The 18534-nt window shown below is 33.4% G+C and carries 17 protein-coding genes and 1 pseudogene; 13 read left to right on the top strand and 5 right to left on the bottom strand.

What is annotated here, in order from left to right; all coding sequences use genetic code 11:
* Positions 1-7 precede the first annotated feature (7 nt).
* Entirely contained in the window at positions 8-2002 is a 1995-nt protein-coding gene (locus ACZ267_RS02520) for a hypothetical protein (RefSeq protein ID WP_047211232.1), read from the bottom strand.
* A gap of 231 nt (positions 2003-2233) precedes the next feature.
* Here ACZ267_RS02520 and ACZ267_RS02525 point away from each other — a divergent pair, with 231 nt between their 5' ends.
* The 7 genes and pseudogenes from ACZ267_RS02525 (at position 2234) to ACZ267_RS02555 (ending at position 9756) form a co-directional block, all read left to right on the top strand.
* The gene (locus ACZ267_RS02525) at positions 2234-2662 is read left to right on the top strand and encodes an organic hydroperoxide resistance protein (protein ID WP_047211233.1); all 429 of its coding nucleotides are present in this window, start codon (positions 2234-2236) and stop codon (positions 2660-2662) included.
* A 287-nt stretch (positions 2663-2949) separates the two neighbouring features.
* Positions 2950-3123 (top strand): hypothetical protein, encoded by a 174-nt coding sequence (locus ACZ267_RS02530; protein WP_164551073.1) that lies wholly within the window; start codon positions 2950-2952, stop codon positions 3121-3123.
* Positions 3124-3367: 244 nt separating this feature from the next.
* Positions 3368-5515: pseudogene (locus ACZ267_RS02535) on the top strand (MMPL family transporter); the annotation flags it as partial.
* A gap of 566 nt (positions 5516-6081) precedes the next feature.
* The gene (locus tag ACZ267_RS02540; protein ID WP_047211235.1) at positions 6082-7008 is read left to right on the top strand and encodes a glycine betaine ABC transporter substrate-binding protein; all 927 of its coding nucleotides are present in this window, start codon (positions 6082-6084) and stop codon (positions 7006-7008) included.
* A gap of 212 nt (positions 7009-7220) precedes the next feature.
* On the top strand, positions 7221-7793 hold the full coding sequence (locus ACZ267_RS02545; RefSeq protein ID WP_002467426.1) for a TetR/AcrR family transcriptional regulator: 573 nt from the start codon (positions 7221-7223) through the stop codon (positions 7791-7793).
* Positions 7794-7914: 121 nt separating this feature from the next.
* Positions 7915-8472, top strand: coding sequence for a TetR/AcrR family transcriptional regulator (locus ACZ267_RS02550; RefSeq protein ID WP_078103934.1), 558 nt, complete (start codon positions 7915-7917; stop codon positions 8470-8472).
* Between the two features lie 90 nt (positions 8473-8562).
* Positions 8563-9756, top strand: coding sequence for an MFS transporter (locus tag ACZ267_RS02555; protein ID WP_079449111.1), 1194 nt, complete (start codon positions 8563-8565; stop codon positions 9754-9756).
* Between the two features lie 125 nt (positions 9757-9881).
* On the opposite strand, the gene ACZ267_RS02560 is transcribed toward ACZ267_RS02555, so the two are convergent.
* Both ACZ267_RS02560 and ACZ267_RS02565 read right to left on the bottom strand, forming a co-directional pair.
* Complete coding sequence (locus ACZ267_RS02560) at positions 9882-10568, bottom strand: flavin reductase family protein (protein WP_047211238.1); 687 nt, start codon at positions 10566-10568, stop codon at positions 9882-9884.
* 161 nt (positions 10569-10729) lie between these two features.
* The gene (locus ACZ267_RS02565; protein ID WP_002467427.1) at positions 10730-11905 is read right to left on the bottom strand and encodes an MFS transporter; all 1176 of its coding nucleotides are present in this window, start codon (positions 11903-11905) and stop codon (positions 10730-10732) included.
* A gap of 244 nt (positions 11906-12149) precedes the next feature.
* On the opposite strand from ACZ267_RS02565, the gene ACZ267_RS02570 reads away from it, so the two are divergent.
* Both ACZ267_RS02570 and ACZ267_RS02575 read left to right on the top strand, forming a co-directional pair.
* A complete protein-coding gene (locus tag ACZ267_RS02570) occupies positions 12150-13202 on the top strand; it encodes an LLM class flavin-dependent oxidoreductase (protein WP_047211239.1) in 1053 nt (350 codons plus the stop codon).
* 14 nt (positions 13203-13216) lie between these two features.
* Positions 13217-13576, top strand: a complete 360-nt coding sequence (locus ACZ267_RS02575; protein ID WP_002452034.1) for a hypothetical protein — start codon at positions 13217-13219, stop codon at positions 13574-13576.
* Between the two features lie 31 nt (positions 13577-13607).
* Here ACZ267_RS02575 and ACZ267_RS02580 read toward each other — a convergent pair whose 3' ends face one another.
* The gene (locus ACZ267_RS02580; protein WP_047211240.1) at positions 13608-14084 is read right to left on the bottom strand and encodes a peptide-methionine (S)-S-oxide reductase; all 477 of its coding nucleotides are present in this window, start codon (positions 14082-14084) and stop codon (positions 13608-13610) included.
* A gap of 282 nt (positions 14085-14366) precedes the next feature.
* On the opposite strand from ACZ267_RS02580, the gene ACZ267_RS02585 reads away from it, so the two are divergent.
* From ACZ267_RS02585 to ACZ267_RS02600, 4 genes are all read left to right on the top strand, one after another.
* Positions 14367-15239 carry a hypothetical protein gene (locus ACZ267_RS02585; RefSeq protein WP_058714243.1) on the top strand — a complete coding sequence of 291 codons (873 nt, stop codon included), beginning with the start codon at positions 14367-14369 and terminating at the stop codon, positions 15237-15239.
* A 283-nt stretch (positions 15240-15522) separates the two neighbouring features.
* Entirely contained in the window at positions 15523-16473 is a 951-nt protein-coding gene (locus ACZ267_RS02590) for a trypsin-like serine peptidase (protein WP_047211242.1), read from the top strand.
* An 88-nt stretch (positions 16474-16561) separates the two neighbouring features.
* Positions 16562-17752, top strand: a complete 1191-nt coding sequence (locus ACZ267_RS02595; RefSeq protein ID WP_079449112.1) for a C47 family peptidase — start codon at positions 16562-16564, stop codon at positions 17750-17752.
* A 36-nt stretch (positions 17753-17788) separates the two neighbouring features.
* Positions 17789-18115: a cysteine protease inhibitor staphostatin B gene (locus ACZ267_RS02600; protein ID WP_047211244.1), complete on the top strand. Its 327-nt coding sequence runs from the start codon at positions 17789-17791 to the stop codon at positions 18113-18115.
* A 55-nt stretch (positions 18116-18170) separates the two neighbouring features.
* On the opposite strand, the gene ACZ267_RS02605 is transcribed toward ACZ267_RS02600, so the two are convergent.
* Positions 18171-18512: a hypothetical protein gene (locus tag ACZ267_RS02605; protein ID WP_049414784.1), complete on the bottom strand. Its 342-nt coding sequence runs from the start codon at positions 18510-18512 to the stop codon at positions 18171-18173.
* Positions 18513-18534: the final 22 nt, after the last annotated feature.

Here is an 18534-nt window from a genome sequence, read left to right on the forward strand (position 1 = left end):
TTTTAATTTATTTTGATCTTTTACGTTGACTAAACCAGATAATACTACCACCAATAATGGCTATAACTAATGCGATAGGCATCCAATGTTGCTTAACTGCCTGACCTGCATCAGGTAATGATAGATTACCATCATCATTAAACAATCCATCTAGGAATCCATCATTAGAACCAAGCGTTAGGCCTTTTTCAGGTGTTGGCGTTGGAATATCAGGAATACTATCCAATAGACTACCACCAGAATTAAGTTGATCTAATAAACGAGAGCCTTGATTGGATTGTTGATTAATTCTATCAAAAATGCTCGGTCTATTTTTGATCGGAGAAACAATATAGTCTAAATCTTTCTTAGCACTGTCCATCTTATGTTGCAATTGCAATAAATCATTAGCCTTACCGTTAATGGCAGACTTGATTAAATCTAAAGCACTTGCTTTATCACTTTGCATACGATTAATGATATCTGCTAGCACTTTTGCTTTTCCTTGTTCAATTCTCGTTGCTAATATAGTTTCAATCGCTTGTCGTTTATCTTTTGCATTATTTAATACATCATTTAAAATGTCATCCGCGCTCACATGTCCTTGTTTATCAATGTGTCGTTTGAGTTGCTCTACAATTTGTTGGTTTGATAATTGTCCATTAGCTAATTGTTTCGCAATACGTTGCGCTTCCTTATCCCCTAATCGTGTAGCAAGGAGTTGTTTAATTAATTGTTGCTTATCTTCAGATTGATCTAACATTGATTTTAAAATATTATCTGATGAAGTATGTGTAAGACTATCTAGCTGTTTATCGATTTGATTGGCAATTTGTTGATCTGTCTTTCCTTTCGTCTTTACGTGTTTCATTGCTTGTTTCGCTTCATGTTGACTCATCACTGTATCCAAAATGGATTGAGCCGCTTTATTTTTATCTTTGGATTGTTGCAACTGATTAAGTATTAAATCATGTTGTTGATTCATACGTTGTTCCGTTTGACGAATGTCTTGTTTTAAAGCTTGTTTACGTTGATTGTTAAAATCGCTTTGTTGATTGACATCCTGTTCTAATGCCTTAAGTGTATCTCTTTTATCATTAATGTAGTGATTGCCGTTCATGTTATTAGAAGATAATTGACTAGAAATCGCTTGATTTATTTTGTCACTACCCTCTAACTCTTTTGTAATCTTTCCAACGTGTCCATCTTGTTTTTGATCTGATTGTTTCACATCCGCTTCGTCAGCAATGTGTTTTAAATCATCTAATGTTTGTTGTTCTTTGGCGTTAGATTGTGGCAGTTCTCTAGTATTAGATTGTGATTGATTTTTAGAATCTTGTTGTCTGTCTTGACGTTGATTAGATGATGAATCGGAACGCTTTTGTTTTTGTGTCGTATCGGCATCTTCATCTAATGATGTATCTTGCTTTATTTTATCTAAATCATCCAACACTGACGTTTGTTTATGATTTAACGTTTGTTGCTTATCGTGTGGCTGAGCTTGTTCCTGTGCCTGACTCGTTTCACCATCTTTTTGTTGATGGTTATCAACATTTTCTGAAGATAAATCCAAATCAGCTAAAATTTTGTCTAAGTCTTTAGTAACATCATCTTTATCTTTCACATTTTCAGCATTCTTTTCACTAGGCGTTTCTTCAGCTGAATCTGTTGAATGCTGCGTTTCTTTGTCTAATGATTTCAATTTGCGATCTTCTTTTTTAGCATCTTCAATTATCTTATCCAATGTTGCATTATCAGATACATCATCTAGTTGTTTGTGGTAATCCTGTCTTGAATCTTCTTTTAAATGTGTAAGTCGATCAATATCATCTTTAGCGTCATCGATTTTATCTTGCAATGACTCATCTTTTGATTCAGATGTATGATGTGAAGTTGAAGTTTCTTTAGCTTGTACTGACATATCACTAGCAGAACCATAACCTATCATTGATCCACTGATTAAAAGCGCTGAACAAGATAATTTCAAACACATGCTGACTTTGTCGAATTGTTTATCTTTCATGTTTTCAATCTCCTTTAATCAATTGCCGTTTTAAAATTCATCTCCATTATATAACAAAGCACTTTAAAATTACACTTTGCATTTTAAATAGAAGCTATTTAATCTATCAGTAAAATGAAATAAACAAATAATTTGTAACTATATGTATATACCTTTATAATTCAATCAAGTTAAATTAGTTAAATTCGCAATATGATTTAACTTAATTTTATATTAAAAGGAGTTTTTAAAATGGCAGAATCAATTTATTCAACTACAATGATTAGTAATGGTGGCCGTGATGGTCGCGTATTTAGTCCAGATAACACGTTTGTTCAAAATTTAGCAACACCAAAAGAAATGGGTGGTCAAGGTGGTAACGATACTAACCCTGAACAATTATTTGCAGCAGGTTATAGTGCATGCTTCAACAGTGCATTATCATTAATTTTATCTCGACATAAAGTTAATGACGCAAACCCTGAAGTTGAAATCACTATTGAGTTAGTGAAAGATACTACCGATAATGGTTTCAAATTAGCAGCAGACATTGAAGTTACGTTAGAAAATGTATCTCAAGAAGAGGCTGAACAGTATGTAGAACAAGCGCATCAATTCTGTCCATATTCTAAAGCAACACGTGGTAATATTGACGTTAACTTAAAAGCCAACGCTCAATAATGAAATTCAATTATTGAACCCTCGCGTTTGATTAATGAACAACTCCTAAATACCTACTAAGTGGTGGTGAGTATCTAACTCTCCCCACTTTTTTTTATAAATTTTTATGTATCGATACACCAATGGGGCTTCATGCCATAGTCATCCCTATTTTGATGTTTTTTATTAAACTTGCGTATCGGTTTCATATTTAACTGAATAAAGGGAATATAACTTATATAAAGCATTTTTTAATTATTTCTTTTCATCTTAGTTTAGCCGTACCACAACTGTAAGGAGGCATCCACATGGCTTTATCTATCATACTTATAATATTAGGCGCTATTTTAATCATTATTTCCAAAATCGTGATGTATGCTGATGAAAAACGCCATGAATTAAAAGAGAAATTTTATTTACCCGGTTTATGCTTAGTATTGATAGGTATTTTAATTCTCGTTGGACATTTTGTCACAAGTTAACAGTTGCTATCACTACTCATAAATCACACTTCTGAGTTATCTTTTCAATAAAATGTCCAACAATTCTTACAATCTGTTTCATTTTTCAACGACTCAATAAAATTAATGGTGTTTCAAGCAGTTGAATCTTGTTAAATTAATAACTGTAACTTTAAAACACCATAGATTTTTCTCAATTAAATTGAGTCCAACTTCATAGTTCCGTCACAAGTTAACGAATAAAAAACAAATAGGAGGAAATGTCTTGGCAAAACTTTTATACAAATTAGGCAAATTCATTGCTGAGCACAAATGGGTCAGTATCATTGCGTGGCTTTTGATTCTAGGCGTTATCATTACACCATTATTAATTAGCGCACCTAAATTTGATAGCAATATTACAATGAATGGTCTTAAATCATTAGATACAAATGACAAGATGTCAAAAGAGTTCCATCAAGATAGTGAAAAGGCATCGATGAAAATTGTAATACATTCTGATAAAAAGGATGGTATTACAGATAAAGACACTAAGAAAGATATTGAAAAAGCACTTGATAATATTAAACAAGATGATGATTACGTACAAAACGTAAGTAATCCATATGAAACAAATCAAGTCAATGATGATAAAGATACTGCAATTGCGACAGTCAATTATGTAGTTAACCAAACATCATTAAAAGATTCTTCTAAGAAAATTATAGATCGTGAAATGAAAGATGTGAAAGATAACCACAATGTTCAAATCGAACAAGCACAAGGTGGTAGCGGTGGTTCTGAACCAGGAGGCAACTCAGAATTAGTAGGTATTGTCACTGCATTTATCATCTTATTAATTACATTTGGTTCATTAATTGCAGCAGGTATGCCAATTGTCAGTGCCCTCATGGGACTTGGTTCAAGTATTGGTATCATTGCATTATTAACAAACGTATTCGATATTCCAAACTTTACATTAACACTAGCCGTAATGATTGGATTAGCTGTTGGTATCGACTATTCTCTATTTATCTTATTTAGATATAAAGAAATTAGGAAAAAAGGTACCCCACCTGTTGAATCAATTGCCTTAGCAGTTGGTACAGCAGGAAGTGCAGTAATATTCGCCGGCTTAACAGTTATGATTGCCGTTTGTGGTCTTTCATTAGTAGGTATTGATTTCTTAGCTGTTATGGGATTCGCATCTGCAATTAGTGTTTTATTCGCGGTACTTGCCGCTTTAACATTATTACCTGCATTAATTAGTGTTTTCCATAAACGTATTAAAATCAAAGACAAACCAGAAAAAAGTAAAGACCCTAAAAATCATCCATGGGCTAAATTTGTAGTTGGTAAACCAGTACTAGCTATTATTATTAGTTTAATTATTTTAATCGCAGCTATCATACCTATTTCTGGAATGCGTTTAGGCATGCCAGACGATAGCTTAAAACCTAACGATTCATCCGCACATAAAGCGTATAATTTAGTTACTGACAACTTTGGTGCCGGATATAACGGTCAAATTGCGATGCTTGTAAATACTAAAGATGGTGGCAGTAAAAAAGACATTGAATCTGATTTAAATAGTATGAGAAAAGATCTTAAAGATATGGATAATGTCGATACTGTCGAAAAACCTCAATTAAATGATAATAATCATTATGCATTAATCTCTATCATTCCTGAAGATGGACCTAATGCGCAATCAACAAGCAATTTAGTTTATGATTTACGTGATTACAATAAACAAGCCAAAGAAAAATACGACTTTAATACAGAAGTAACAGGCCAAAGCGTAATCAACATCGATATGGCTGAAAAATTAAATAATGCTATTCCAGTATTTGCTGGTGTTATCGTATTATTAGCATTTGTATTATTAGTATTTGTATTCCGTTCAATCCTTGTTCCATTAAAAGCCGTTCTCGGTTTCGTATTATCATTAATGGCTACACTCGGATTCACAACCTTAGTCATGCAAGATGGCTTCCTTGGTGGTCTATTCGGCGTAGAAAACACTGGTCCACTATTAGCATTCTTACCAGTTATTACAATCGGTTTACTATTTGGTCTAGCCATTGACTACGAACTATTCTTAATGACGCGTGTACATGAAGAATATAGTAAAACTGGTGACAATGATCACTCTATTAGAGTAGGTATTAAAGAAAGTGGCCCTGTTATTGTAGCAGCTGCATTGATTATGTTCAGTGTGTTTATCGCCTTTGTATTCCAAGACGATATGCAAATCAAATCAATGGGTATCTCTCTAGCATTTGGTGTACTATTTGATGCCTTTGTCGTACGTATGACATTAATTCCAGCATTAACGAAATTATTTGGTAAAGGATCATGGTACTTACCTAAATGGTTAGGCAGCATCCTCCCAGAATTAGATATCGAAGGTAAAGCATTAGAACAAGATTCACATCAAGCTGAATCTCATGCATCTACCGATGAAGATCGTCATGGTGCTTACGCTACTGATCGTCGTGAAAGAGATGACAGAGACTTTGAAAGTGAACACCCTTCCCGTTTAGATCGTCAATATCATCGTGATGAAGATGAACGACGTTATCAAGATGATACACATCGTTCAACTTACACAAGCGAATCACACGTATCACGATTTGCATCCAATGAACCAAACGACGATGTAGATTATGAATCTTTATATAATAAACAAGGTAATGGTCACGATAATTATCCAAGACGTGACGACAGATTAGACGACCATTCTGAGCGCAGTCATTCATACGCACGTCGCTCTCAATCTCGTCCACAAAGTAACGAAGCACGTACAACTGATTTATTCAAACAGTTATCAAATCAAACGAATGATCAAGACATGCTATTTAATGCATTAATGTTATATGCAAGAGAAAATAGTAAAGATGTATACGATCAATATTCAAATCATACTGACAACAAACATCGTACCGATTTCAATCATGACGATGACAGATATTAATTTTAAAAAGGAGGATATGCTGAATGTTTAAAACAAGAGGTTTCAAACTGTTAGGCCTGTTTGCCACTATTGCCTTAGCCATCGTGCTAAGTGCATGTGGTAACGGTGGCGGAAGTTCATCAAAAGATGACAATACTTCCCTAGGCAATAAAGAAATCGAATTACCATATATTGCTAGTGATAACTCAGCGCCACGTACATTAGTCATAGCTGAAGTACTTAAAAAAGCTGGTTATGACGTTACAACTACACCTGTACAAGCAAGCGGTCCATTATATGCATCTGTAGCTGAAAATCCAGATTCATTCCATGCGTCAGGTATTTTCCCATCTACAGATAAAAGTTACTATAATAAATACAAAAGTAAATTATCCGTTTACGACAAAAAGAACCTTGTCGATGATGTTAAAGTAGGCTTAGCCGTACCAAAATATGAACAAAATATCGACTCAATTGCAGACTTAAAAGATAGTAAGAAATTCGATAAAGAAATACAAGGTACAGACGCTAGAAATGATGTCATGAAACAAACTAAAAGTGAACTTGATGAAGATAATCTAGACGGTTATAGCCTTAAAGAATCTTCTGACCAAGATCAATTTAAAGCAGTACAAAAAGCTTATAAACAACAACAACCAATCCTATTTACAGCAATGGATTCTAGTTGGTTCTCTAAAGAATTAGGCGTTAAAATGTTAAAAGATCCTGACAAAATTTATGGTAAAGAAGATCAACATATTAACTTAGTATTTAATAAAGAATTCAAAGCTAATCATCCAGCAGCATACACAATTGCAACACGTATGTCAGACGACTGGAGCAAAAAAGATGAAGATCAATTAGCTAAGAAAATCTTCAAAGACCAGAAAAATCCAGAACAAGTTGCCAAAGACTATGTTGATGACAACGATAATAAAGTAGATGAATGGTTAGAAGGTATTGATCATTAATTCTTCTAGTAAAATCTAATAACTCCGAGTAACAATCATGTATGCAGGACTTGAGAATATACAGCTCAAGTCCTGCTTTTTTGTGTTGTCTTCACAATCCAGTAATGTGTATTTCATGTAAAAAGCATTTATATTTGGTAAAATAACAACGTCTATGATAAATTATCAATCAATATTATCTTAATAAAATGACTATTCGGGGAGTCCTGCTTATGACGACATCTACACAAAAACGTATGATAAAACATATTAATCAAACAGTTTTTGAATTATTAAATGACTATCACTTTGATGAAATCACTGTTCAAAAAATATGTGATGCTGCTGAAATTAATCGCAGTACATTCTATCGATATTTCCAAGATAAATACGACTTACTATATTCATTAACAGAATATATGAAGGAAGCACTCGATTTAGATTCTTTACATCAGCACGGTTCAACAGATGCATTAGAATCATTTATCTCTTTCATCAATACACATAAACCTGTATTTAAACATTTACTTGTCGCATCAAGACAAGACGATGTCTTTCGTAGTTTGACTCAATTCTGTAGTGAGAAAATATTAGAAGGTGCTGAGTGTAATAACGATTTATTAGCACATAAAATTATGAACAGCGATCATCCACAATTAATTGCTGATTTTTATAGTAGTGGACTCATTGAAATTATAAGAAGATGGGTTGAGAATAATTACAGTTACTCAGAAGAAGAAATTTTATCAGCATTACACGATACACTTGATTTTTCTCGCCCTGTCGATCATATTTCTACCAACTAAATCTAGAAATTCGAAAGTCGGTATCCATTGTCATCAATCGCAAATCAACACTTTGACAGCTAGTAGTAAAACTGTTAATTTTAACTAGAATGACTATTCTATTTTTAAATGAGTGATGATAATGTCCAAGAAAAAGCAAGATTTATTAGAAGTAGCAGAACGCTTATTTTACGAATATGGCTTTCGTGGTGTCGGATTAAAGCAAATTATTCAAGAAGCCAATGTAGCTACTATGACACTCTATAACCACTTTGACTCTAAAGAAAAGCTAGTCGAAGCCGTGCTTCAACAACGAGAAATGCGTTACTGGCAATACTTAGAAGACGGTGTTCATCAATCCCCACAACAACCATTCATTGCTGCAGTAGATGCACACTGTAAGTGGTTGAAGGATTATTCGTACACTGGTGATATGTTTATTCGTGCGATTGAAGACTATAGCGATACCGATAATAATATCGAAGCTATCGCACGTGGACATAAAGAACGATTATTAACTTATCTTGAAAATTTAGCCAACCGTTCTAATTTTAAAAATGGACGCGATTTAGCTATTAGATATACCTTGCTAATGGAAGGTACAACCTCTATGACTACCCTTTTAGGTGTCGATGAAGCAACCAAACATGCACGCTACGTTGCCCACCTATTTATCGATGAAGCAACTAAATATAATTAATCCAACGATGAGATTGATAACTAAATCAATCTCTCTCATTTTTAAACTAAAATAGAATGAACGTTCTATATAAAAAGGAGTTGTTACTATATGAATTTCTATAAATTAGTTTTTCCTGGCATTGCCATGATTGCCACCATTTATGGATTAGGTCGATTTAGCTTTGGGCTATTTCTTCCTGATATATCTAATGATTTAAAACTTAGTGCTTCTAGTGCAGGACTCATTTCATCTTTATTCTATTTGTCATATTGTTTTACTATCGTCTATGCAACATTGAGAACTGCCAAAACGGGGCCAAAATACATGATTATGTTAGCTAGTATGTTAGTCATATTAGGTTTATTTATGATAAGCATTTCACCTAATGCCTTAACACTGTCATTAGGTGTTTTACTCGCTGGCGCTAGTTCTGGATTAATCTCTCCACCTTATGGTTACGCCATTTCTTTATGGATTAAATGGGAAGAACAAGGTAAGGCCAATACTTGGATTAATTCTGGTACGAGTTTAGGCTTAGTATTCACTGGTATCACTGCGATGTTAGTATTTATTGATTGGCGAACAACATATTTAATCTATGGTGTGATCGCCATACTCATTACTTTTTGGAATTTTTTCGTTATTCCATCTTTAAAACACAGTTTAAAAATCTATCCAGGTTCTTTAAATATTTTAGATATTAGTGCAAGTAAAAGAATCATTATGGCTTCCACTATATTAGGTTTTTCAACTGCACCATTTTGGACTTTCTCAAAATCATATGTTCAACAAACAGACCATTATTCTCCAATCGCCTTATCAATTTTTTGGATTCTAATCGGTGTAGCTGGCATTTTTGGTGGGATTTCTGGCCATATCATTGATCAATATGGTATTCAATTTGCCTACTTTTTTGGTGTTATCTTAATGTCAGTTGCTTCTATTCTCTTAGCCTTAACACCTATCGTGTGGATAGTGCCTTTCCTTTCATCATTAATCTTTGGTGTGAGTTATATTTTTATTACAGGTGTACTACTCGTTTGGGGTGTGAAGATATTTGTGAAGAACGCCTCATTAGGAATCGGAATACCATTTTTAATGTTAGCTGTTGGGCAAGTGCTAGGATCTATGGTAGCAGGACCATTTATTGAAGATTTAGGTTATACACTGACCTTTATTATATATGGTTTAATTGGTTTAGTCGCTTTATTACTATTTCCAAAAGTTGATGTACAACCTCCAAAAGTAAACATTGATGGCGACTATACAGAACTACAAAAAGTAAATAAAGATTTACTATAGATATAAGGATTTCAAAATCCGATATTAAATATCAAAATTAAAATAGCCAGTCAATGGGGTTCTAACACCACATTAACTGGCTATTATTCAATATTAAATGGTTGATGACTAAAGTGTTTTAAACCTTAGTCCTCATTTTTATTATCGAAGTTTCTACCTTCTAATCCTGCTAATTCTTCTTTAGAAGCATGAGGTGCTTTCATTTCGAATACTTGATCAACAACTGTATAATCATAATATCCTAAACGTGCAATTGGACGAATAGATGGAATATCTAATTTTCCATCTTCAGTGATGACTTTATCATCGATATGCACTTGGGCAACACGCCCAATCACAATATCCACTGTAGATACAGGATCACCAGTTGGTATGCGAATTGTTTGAACATATTCACATTCGAAATGCACTGGAGACTCTTTCACTCTGTAGCCAGGTGCTTCAATACATGATTCTTTAGTAACCCCAGCATAGTCAAATTCATCTTCATCGGGTGCTAATGCTTTAGATGATAAATTAACCGCTTCTCTTAAATCATATGTCGCCATATTCCATACAAACCAACCCGTCTCTTCAGCATTTTTCACAGTATCTTTACGTTCGTGATCACCTAATACTGATTGATTCGCCGCAAACATAACCATAGGTGGGTCCCAAGTTAAATTTTGGTATTGGCTATAAGGTGCTAGATTATCTTTACCATCTTTCGAAACTGTAGATATCCAACCGATAGGTCTTGGTACTGTACTACTTTTAAATGGATCGTGTGGTAATCCATGAGATTTAGTGCCTTGCTTTGGTGAATAATTCATCGTTTCTCACCCCTATTAAATATTTGTATTTCTTCAATCATATAATAGCTATTTGCATAATTCTAATACTAAAAAACGATTTACTTATAGCTATACACTATAAATAAATAGTTTAAATATATATTGTATCTATTAACTAAATCATTCGTTATGCTTTTTATTTAATATACACTTTCATCTTTAGGCATTAATAACGATACAATAAACGAAACAAAACCAATACATGCGATTGAAACAAACATTAAGAAATATTGCGGTAACTTAGCGATATAAATCATTAAAATAGGTGCAATTGCTGTTCCCATGAATAATATGACAGTATTGACTGATAAAAAGAATCCTTGATTATGTTTAACAGTCATACCTACCTTCGATATGACTGATGGAATCGCAAATGCAATACCAGCAACAAATGTAACACTAAATAATGTGATACAAATAATATTTGTCGTGATTCCCATCAATATAAGTGATAACGTACTTGTAAGTAAGGCAAGTGAGATCACACGCTTAATACCTATTCTGCCACTTAAACGGCCTCCTAACAACGATACCAACATCCCTATCACACCAAATAATTTTACTAATGATGCTGTAGACATATCTCCATTTACTTTATCTGATAAAATGTATAAATTTAAAATGGCATACATACTGATAAACATAATTAATAATGTAAATGAGATGAATAAACAATATAAAACTTTTAGATTATCGCGGAAATCTTTAAAGTTATCAAAGAATTTTACTAGTTGTACATCTGAATTTCGACGTGGGCTTTCTGGTACATAGCGGTAAATAACAAATATTAAGCACAAATATAATACAGTTAAAGTGAAATATACCCAATGCCAGTTAAGATGATGAACAATGAGTTCGCTTAAGTTCTGTCCTAATACCCCCGATAACATGAAACTAGTACTAATAAAACTAATTGCAGTAACTCTTTTTTTAGCTGGATATGTTTCCGTCGTATACGTGATTGCTACTGGAGAAAATGTTGCGGCGAATATACCTTGTAATGCCCGCATAATGAGTAATAGTGAAAATGATTGTACAAATCCGATAATAAAACAAATGATGGTCAATCCACTCAAACCTATTAAAATGGTTTTAATTCTTCCATATTTGTCGGAAATCGTTCCATAAAACAAACAACTTATTGAATACATAATTGAAAAAATGACACCATTTAATGTGGCTACCGATTGGGGTATATGAAAGGAATGTGCAAATGCTGCTGTAAGTGGAAGTGCAGTATATAAACTACCCATAACGATAATTCCTGAGAAAAATAGAATCGTAGTGATAAGATTATAATGACGTTGTTCCTCCAATGATACCGATGCTCCCTTCCTATTAATAATAACGTTAACTATTATTACACTTTCATCAACAAAACTAAAGAACCTATTTAATTTTCAAAAAGTTTTAAATTTACCGCAAATTAAATTGCTATCACAAATATGCTTTTTATCCCCGAAAATAACCTCAATAATAAGACGAATAAATAGTATTGACTTTCAAAAACCAACGATATATAATATACCCAGTATAAAAAATATATTGTAGGTGGCAATAATGAAAATTGAATTAGGATTAACTTCATTTGCCGATAATAGTGCGATTCATATGCCGGAAGGATCAGAACTTCCTATCTCAAATGCACAACGAATTAGAAATATCGTAGAAGAAATAGAATTGGCTGATCAACTAGGCTTAGATATCTATGGCTTAGGCGAACATCATCGTAAAGATTACGCTGTGTCAGATCCAGTAACTGTGTTAGCTGCTGCAGCTGCACGTACTTCACATATCAAACTATCATCAGCTGTTACTGTTTTATCATCTGATGACCCAGTCAGAGTATATGAGCGCTTCTCTACATTAGATGCTGTATCTAATGGTCGAGCTGAAGTAATGATAGGTAGAGGATCATTTATTGAATCTTTCCCATTATTTGGTTACAACTTAAATGACTATGAAGATTTATTTAATGAAAAACTTCAAATGCTATTAAAAATTAATAAGCATGAAATCATCAATTGGGAAGGTAAATTACGTCCTAGCGTTGAAAACACAGGTGTTTATCCTAGAATAGAACATGGCGAATTACCGATTTCTATCGCTACAGGTGGTACACCTGAATCATCATTACGAGCAGGTGCATTTGGTTTACCAATCACTTATGCTATTATTGGTGGTAATCCTAAACGGTTCGCACGTAATATAGAAATTTACAAATCTGTTGCTGAATCATATGGACATGATCCATCTCAATTACCAATATCTGTACATTCTTGGGGATATATTGCTGACATTGATGAGCAAGCTAAACGCGAATTCTTCCCTTCATTAAAAGCCCATCAAGATGTACTTGGTAGAGAACGTGGTTGGCCACCTTTCGATGAACAAGCCTTTGAAAGAGAAATTGGAAGTGAAGGTGCGATATACTTAGGTAGCCCTGAAACGGTCGCACAAAAAATTATTGAAACTGTAGAAACTCTAGGTCTTAATCGTTTTATGATTCATACACCAGTTGGATCAATGCCTCATGAAAAAACAATGCATTCCATCCGTCTTTTCGGGGAAAAGGTTAAACCTATAGTAGATAAATATTTTGAAGATAAATAGGAGGAAATATTTTTATGATTTTACGTTATGCTACAAATTTAAAACTTGCTAAAGAACTTTACGATGCATCAAAACCAAAATTACAAGGTGACCAAGGTATGTCAGATACATTCACAAATGTCTTCGGTATGCCTGAAAAATCAGTTAAATTAGCTGGTACGATTGAAGCAGCTGCTGCAGGCTTATTCGCAGTAAGCTTCTTAAGTAAAACTGCTTCACGTTTAGGCTCATTAGCTACAATTTCAGTACTAAGTGTAGCAGCTTACAAACACTTCGAAGCTGGACATGGTAAAAAAGGTGCTCAACATGCATTAGACTTATTAGGCTTAGCAACATTAAGCTTATTCGATACTTTTGACGGTAAACGCAAATAATTAAAACGGAGGTCACATTAAGTGACCTCTTTTATTTATATTTATTTAACATATGCATGGGTATATGACACAAATGATGATCTTCAGGATAATTTTCCAATCTATCTTGATGTTCGGGCGCACTTTTTACATAGTTAGACAGAGGTAAGACTTCCACTACAATATAATCACTATCTTCACGCTCATTAATAAAAGTTTGTGCTTCCTTCAAATGTTGCGTATTTTCACTGTATAATCCTGTTCTATATTTCTTACCTATATCTTGACCTTGTTGATTTAAACTATAAGGATCAATCACTTCAAAAAGATATGCCATAATATTACGAATAGTTAAACTATCCGGATCAAATGTTAACTTTACACATTCGGCATAACCATCGTATTCACCACTCAAATTTGATGTTGTTCCATTAGCTCTTCCCGCTTCAGTTGATACGATACCTGGTATAGTTTTAAAAAAAGCTTGAACGCCCCACAAACAACCGCCAGCTACATATACTATTTCCATCGTTCTCACCTCTTTAAATGTATTCTACATAATATAAAGCCTTATAAAAAGTACTTACTTTGTTAGATAATATTAAGTGTTATTACATGATTGATGATTAGAGTGACAAAACTGTTATTTCATTGACACCTGATTCATAGGGCTTTCAAATGATTTGATGCTATATTTAGATTGTACATAACGAAGTTTTGATAACTAAACATTTAACTTTATGAGTTAACTACAATAACTTAGATAAAATTTCTTTACTGTATAAATAAATATATTCAAGGGGAGATTTTTTTGACTCATCATTCTATCAAATACTTAATCGGCGCAACTATCACTACTTCTGCTTTATTTCTTACATCACATCACGAGGCTTCAGCTGCAACTATAGAAAATAATCAAGTAGACCAAGGTTTTAACCATCAGTCGAATGGTAATGCCATCACTCAAGCTAATCAAACAGATTCAACTTATAATCACGACGAAAATGGTAACCCTATTGCCGTAGACAACAACATTGATAACAATTTTAATCATAATCAGAATGGCGATGCGATCGTTTCTGATGATAATGTGGATGCTAGCTTCAACCATGATGAAGACGGTAATCCTCTAATGACAGCTAATAGCGTAGATAGCGACTTCAATCATGACCAAGATGGCAACCCTATTGCCTTAGACAACAATATCGATAACAACTTTAATCATGATCAAAATGGCGATGCGATCGTTGGTAATGATAATACGGATGCTGGCTTCAACCATGATGAAGACGGTAATCCTTTATTGACAGCTAATAGCGTAGATAGCGACTTTAATCACGACCAAGACGGCAACCCTATTGCTTCTGATAACAGTATCGATAACAACTTTAATCATAACCAAAATGGCGATGCGATTGTTGCTAATAAAAATGCGGATGTTGGCTTTAACCATGATGCAGTTGGACAACCTATTCATGCTAACAACCAAGCAATGATAAGTCGTTCAATGCAACAATCACATGATACTACAACACCGCAATCAGCTATAACAACTCATCACCAATCAAATTCATTACCTGCAACAGGTCAAGACAGAACACGTGCGCCATACATTTGCTTTGTAATCACACTCGTTTTAGGCGTAGCTTTTATTTTATTAAGAAAATCATCTGCTAAAAAATAGGCTTATCATTAAAACACTATTAATTTCATTACAATTGATATAATACTAAGAAGCACCAGCTAATTACTATTTTTATAGTTTTAGTCGGTGCTTTTTATATAGTTAAAATCCATTTTTGTACAATTAAATAATATAAAATTATATTTAATTAAATCTTATAGAAAACATTTAATAAAACATTATTTTCTAAAAAACTTTTTTAATTATTTTATATATTTGTATTGACTTAAAAATTTTTGGTGTTATATTTGTGTTGGAAATATAATTTTTAGGAGGTTTTAAAATGAAAGTTAAGTTTTTTACAGCAAGTTCTTTGTTAATTGCAACTTTGACATCAGCGACATTAATTAATCCGGCACATGCAGAAACGACATCATCAACCGATAATCACCAACAAACCACACAATCTCAACAACAAAAGACACCGAAGATTGATAAAGGTAATAACGTCAAACCTGTTGAAAAGAAAGAACGCGCAAATGTCATACTACCTAACAATGATCGACATCAAATTAATGATACAACGTTAGGTCACTATGCTCCTGTTACTTTCGTTCAAGTTCAATCAAACGAAGGTACATTTATCGCATCAGGCGTTGTTGTAGGTAAAGACAAACTTTTAACTAACAAGCATGTTGTAGATGCGACTCACGGAAATCCACGCGCTTTAAAAGCTTTCCCTTCTGCAGTTAATCAAAATAATTATCCAAATGGCGGTTTTACTGGAGAACAAATCACTAAATATCCAGGTAATGCAGACTTAGCCATCGTTAAATTCTCACCTAATAACCAAAATCAAAATATTGGTGAAGTTGTTACACCAGCCACTTTAAGTGACAATGCGGACACAAGTCAAAATCAACCTATTACTGTAACTGGTTATCCAGGAGATAAACCACTTGCTACTATGTGGGAAAGTAGAGGTAAAATTACTCAAATTCAAGGTGAAGACATGCACTATGACTTAAGTACAACTGGTGGTAATTCAGGTTCACCTGTATTCAATAGCCGTAACGAAGTCATTAGTATTCATTGGGGTGGCGCAGCTAATAGCTATAATGGCGCTGTCTTTATCAACAACAATGTTCAAAACTTCTTAAAACAAAATATTGAAGATATTCATTTCTCAAATAGCGACAATAATGACGACAATGATAACAATAATGGCACAGACGATAATAACAATAATAACAACGATGATGATAATAACTACGATAATCCAGACGCAGCGTAACTTGCCAAACATATTAATATAAAAATTCAGAATAAACAGACAACGTATACTTATAAATCAATCATCAAACATTATCGGAGGTTGTTAAATGCATCATTCATATAAACATATATCGTTTAAATTAATAAGTATTCTCTTATTTGCCATACTCTTATTATCAACCATTGCTTTTACTGACCTTAACAAATCTTATGCTGCACAGAAGTCCAATCAACTAGAAATTAATGTTAAAAATGATAAAGTCCCTCAAAAAGTTCAGAATCTAGCACAACAACAATATAAAGGCTATGCTCAAGCACTAGATAAACAAAAAAATAGCCAAACTGGTGACTATCAATTAGGCGAAGCATTTAAAATCTATAAATTTAATGGTGAAGAAGATAATAGTTATTATTATCCAGTATTAAAAGATGGCAAAATTATTTATACATTAACGATTAGCCCTAAAAATGAAGCTGATTTAAAACAATCTAAAGAAAATGCAAACTATAGTGTTAAAATCTCAAATTTCATCGCTAAAGATTTAGAAGAAATTAAAGACAAACACACAAATATAACGATTTTAACTGATGAAAAAGGCTTCTACTTCGAAGAAAATGGACAAGTTAGATTAGTTAAAGCCACACCGCTTCCTACAAACATCAAAAATAAAGAAAATAGCCAACATATGTCATCTCATCTTAAACAACAACTTAAAGCCACATCTGAGCCAACAAAAATAAATGAAAATCAAGCAGCTGAAGCCAACCAAGACAATCAAGTTCAATATGAAAACACGTTAAAAAACTTCAAAATAAGAGAACAACAATTTGATAATTCATGGTTTGCTGGTTTTAGTATGGCAGCCCTACTGAATGCCACTAAGAATACAGATAAATATAATGCACACGATATTATGAGAACACTATACCCAAATGTTAGCGAAGAAGAATTACCACAATTCTCAACTAACCCACATCAAATGATTAAATACGGTAATTCACAAGGTAGAGACATTCAACATCAAAGTGGCATGCCTTCTTATAATCAAATTGATCAATTAACTAAAGATAATAAAGGCGCTATGATATTAGCTCATAGTGTTGAGAATAATCCTAATGATCCTCATCTTGGTCACGCTATGGCAGTTGTCGGTAATGCTAAAATTAATAATGAAGACAAACTGATTTTCTGGAATCCATGGGATACTGATTTATCTATTCAAGATGCAGACTCTAATTTACTTCATTTATCATTCAACAGAGACTATACATGGGACGACACAATGATAGGTTATTAAACATAATATAGATATTGATTGAAGGCAGGCGACGCTATGTATCAACTCCACTTTATTCATATTAATGACGACGCACTTACACTCACAAAGTCAAAGCAAGACACCATTCACTTATTTTTAGGCAATTGGATTAACCCATCAGCCCAAAAATCTATTAGCATTCAAACTGGCGTTGATACGAATCACAATCAATATCAAATTCTTCAAATTGATACCGAACATCAACGTATTAAACTGACTTCTGAAGAAGATCCTCAACTCGTGTATATTTTAGACTACGAAGATGCAAACCATGTATTCATACAAACATCAGTTAAAAATTCGTATGGCACGTCAAGACCCATAAGATACGAAAAATTCTAATAATACATTTAAAGCGTCGTTCAAAGTCATTGAACGACGCTTCCCTTATGAGTAATTAATCAATTAATAATTGAATCCCTCTAACGATATTAATAATAAAAAGTGCTCCAGATCCTAAGATAAATGCGATACCCAAAATAAACAAAATTACCATTAACACTGTACTTTGATTGTATACTGCAGGTGCCATTGCAAAACAAATAATGGCTAAAACCATACAAACCCAAGACATGACATGGTTTAATAACGCTTTTTTAGAATACGTAGATGCAGGTGGCTCCGCAACGATCCAAACAATAATTGGAAAAAGTACAGGTGCAAAGAATATACTTAAATAACTTAATGCCCCCAACACATTATTTGTTCTGTCATTAACTACTTTTTGATTATCTTCCAACTTTATCACCTCTTCATTTTAA

This window comes from Staphylococcus sp. AC872 (assembly GCF_979255425.1).

What these genes read in the sequence shown, in the direction of transcription:
- ACZ267_RS02550 (WP_078103934.1), top strand. Translation starts at nt 7,915, where the DNA reads ATGTCCAAGAAAAAGCAAGATTTATTAGAAGTAGCAGAACGCTTATTT.
- ACZ267_RS02600 (WP_047211244.1), top strand. Translation starts at nt 17,789, where the DNA reads ATGTATCAACTCCACTTTATTCATATTAATGACGACGCACTTACACTC.
- ACZ267_RS02520 (WP_047211232.1), bottom strand. Translation starts at nt 2,002, where the DNA reads ATGAAAGATAAACAATTCGACAAAGTCAGCATGTGTTTGAAATTATCT.
- ACZ267_RS02590 (WP_047211242.1), top strand. Translation starts at nt 15,523, where the DNA reads ATGAAAGTTAAGTTTTTTACAGCAAGTTCTTTGTTAATTGCAACTTTG.
- ACZ267_RS02555 (WP_079449111.1), top strand. Translation starts at nt 8,563, where the DNA reads ATGAATTTCTATAAATTAGTTTTTCCTGGCATTGCCATGATTGCCACC.
- ACZ267_RS02580 (WP_047211240.1), bottom strand. Translation starts at nt 14,084, where the DNA reads ATGGAAATAGTATATGTAGCTGGCGGTTGTTTGTGGGGCGTTCAAGCT.
- ACZ267_RS02540 (WP_047211235.1), top strand. Translation starts at nt 6,082, where the DNA reads ATGTTTAAAACAAGAGGTTTCAAACTGTTAGGCCTGTTTGCCACTATT.
- ACZ267_RS02570 (WP_047211239.1), top strand. Translation starts at nt 12,150, where the DNA reads ATGAAAATTGAATTAGGATTAACTTCATTTGCCGATAATAGTGCGATT.
- ACZ267_RS02530 (WP_164551073.1), top strand. Translation starts at nt 2,950, where the DNA reads ATGGCTTTATCTATCATACTTATAATATTAGGCGCTATTTTAATCATT.
- ACZ267_RS02560 (WP_047211238.1), bottom strand. Translation starts at nt 10,568, where the DNA reads ATGAATTATTCACCAAAGCAAGGCACTAAATCTCATGGATTACCACAC.
- ACZ267_RS02575 (WP_002452034.1), top strand. Translation starts at nt 13,217, where the DNA reads ATGATTTTACGTTATGCTACAAATTTAAAACTTGCTAAAGAACTTTAC.
- ACZ267_RS02595 (WP_079449112.1), top strand. Translation starts at nt 16,562, where the DNA reads ATGCATCATTCATATAAACATATATCGTTTAAATTAATAAGTATTCTC.
- ACZ267_RS02525 (WP_047211233.1), top strand. Translation starts at nt 2,234, where the DNA reads ATGGCAGAATCAATTTATTCAACTACAATGATTAGTAATGGTGGCCGT.
- ACZ267_RS02545 (WP_002467426.1), top strand. Translation starts at nt 7,221, where the DNA reads ATGACGACATCTACACAAAAACGTATGATAAAACATATTAATCAAACA.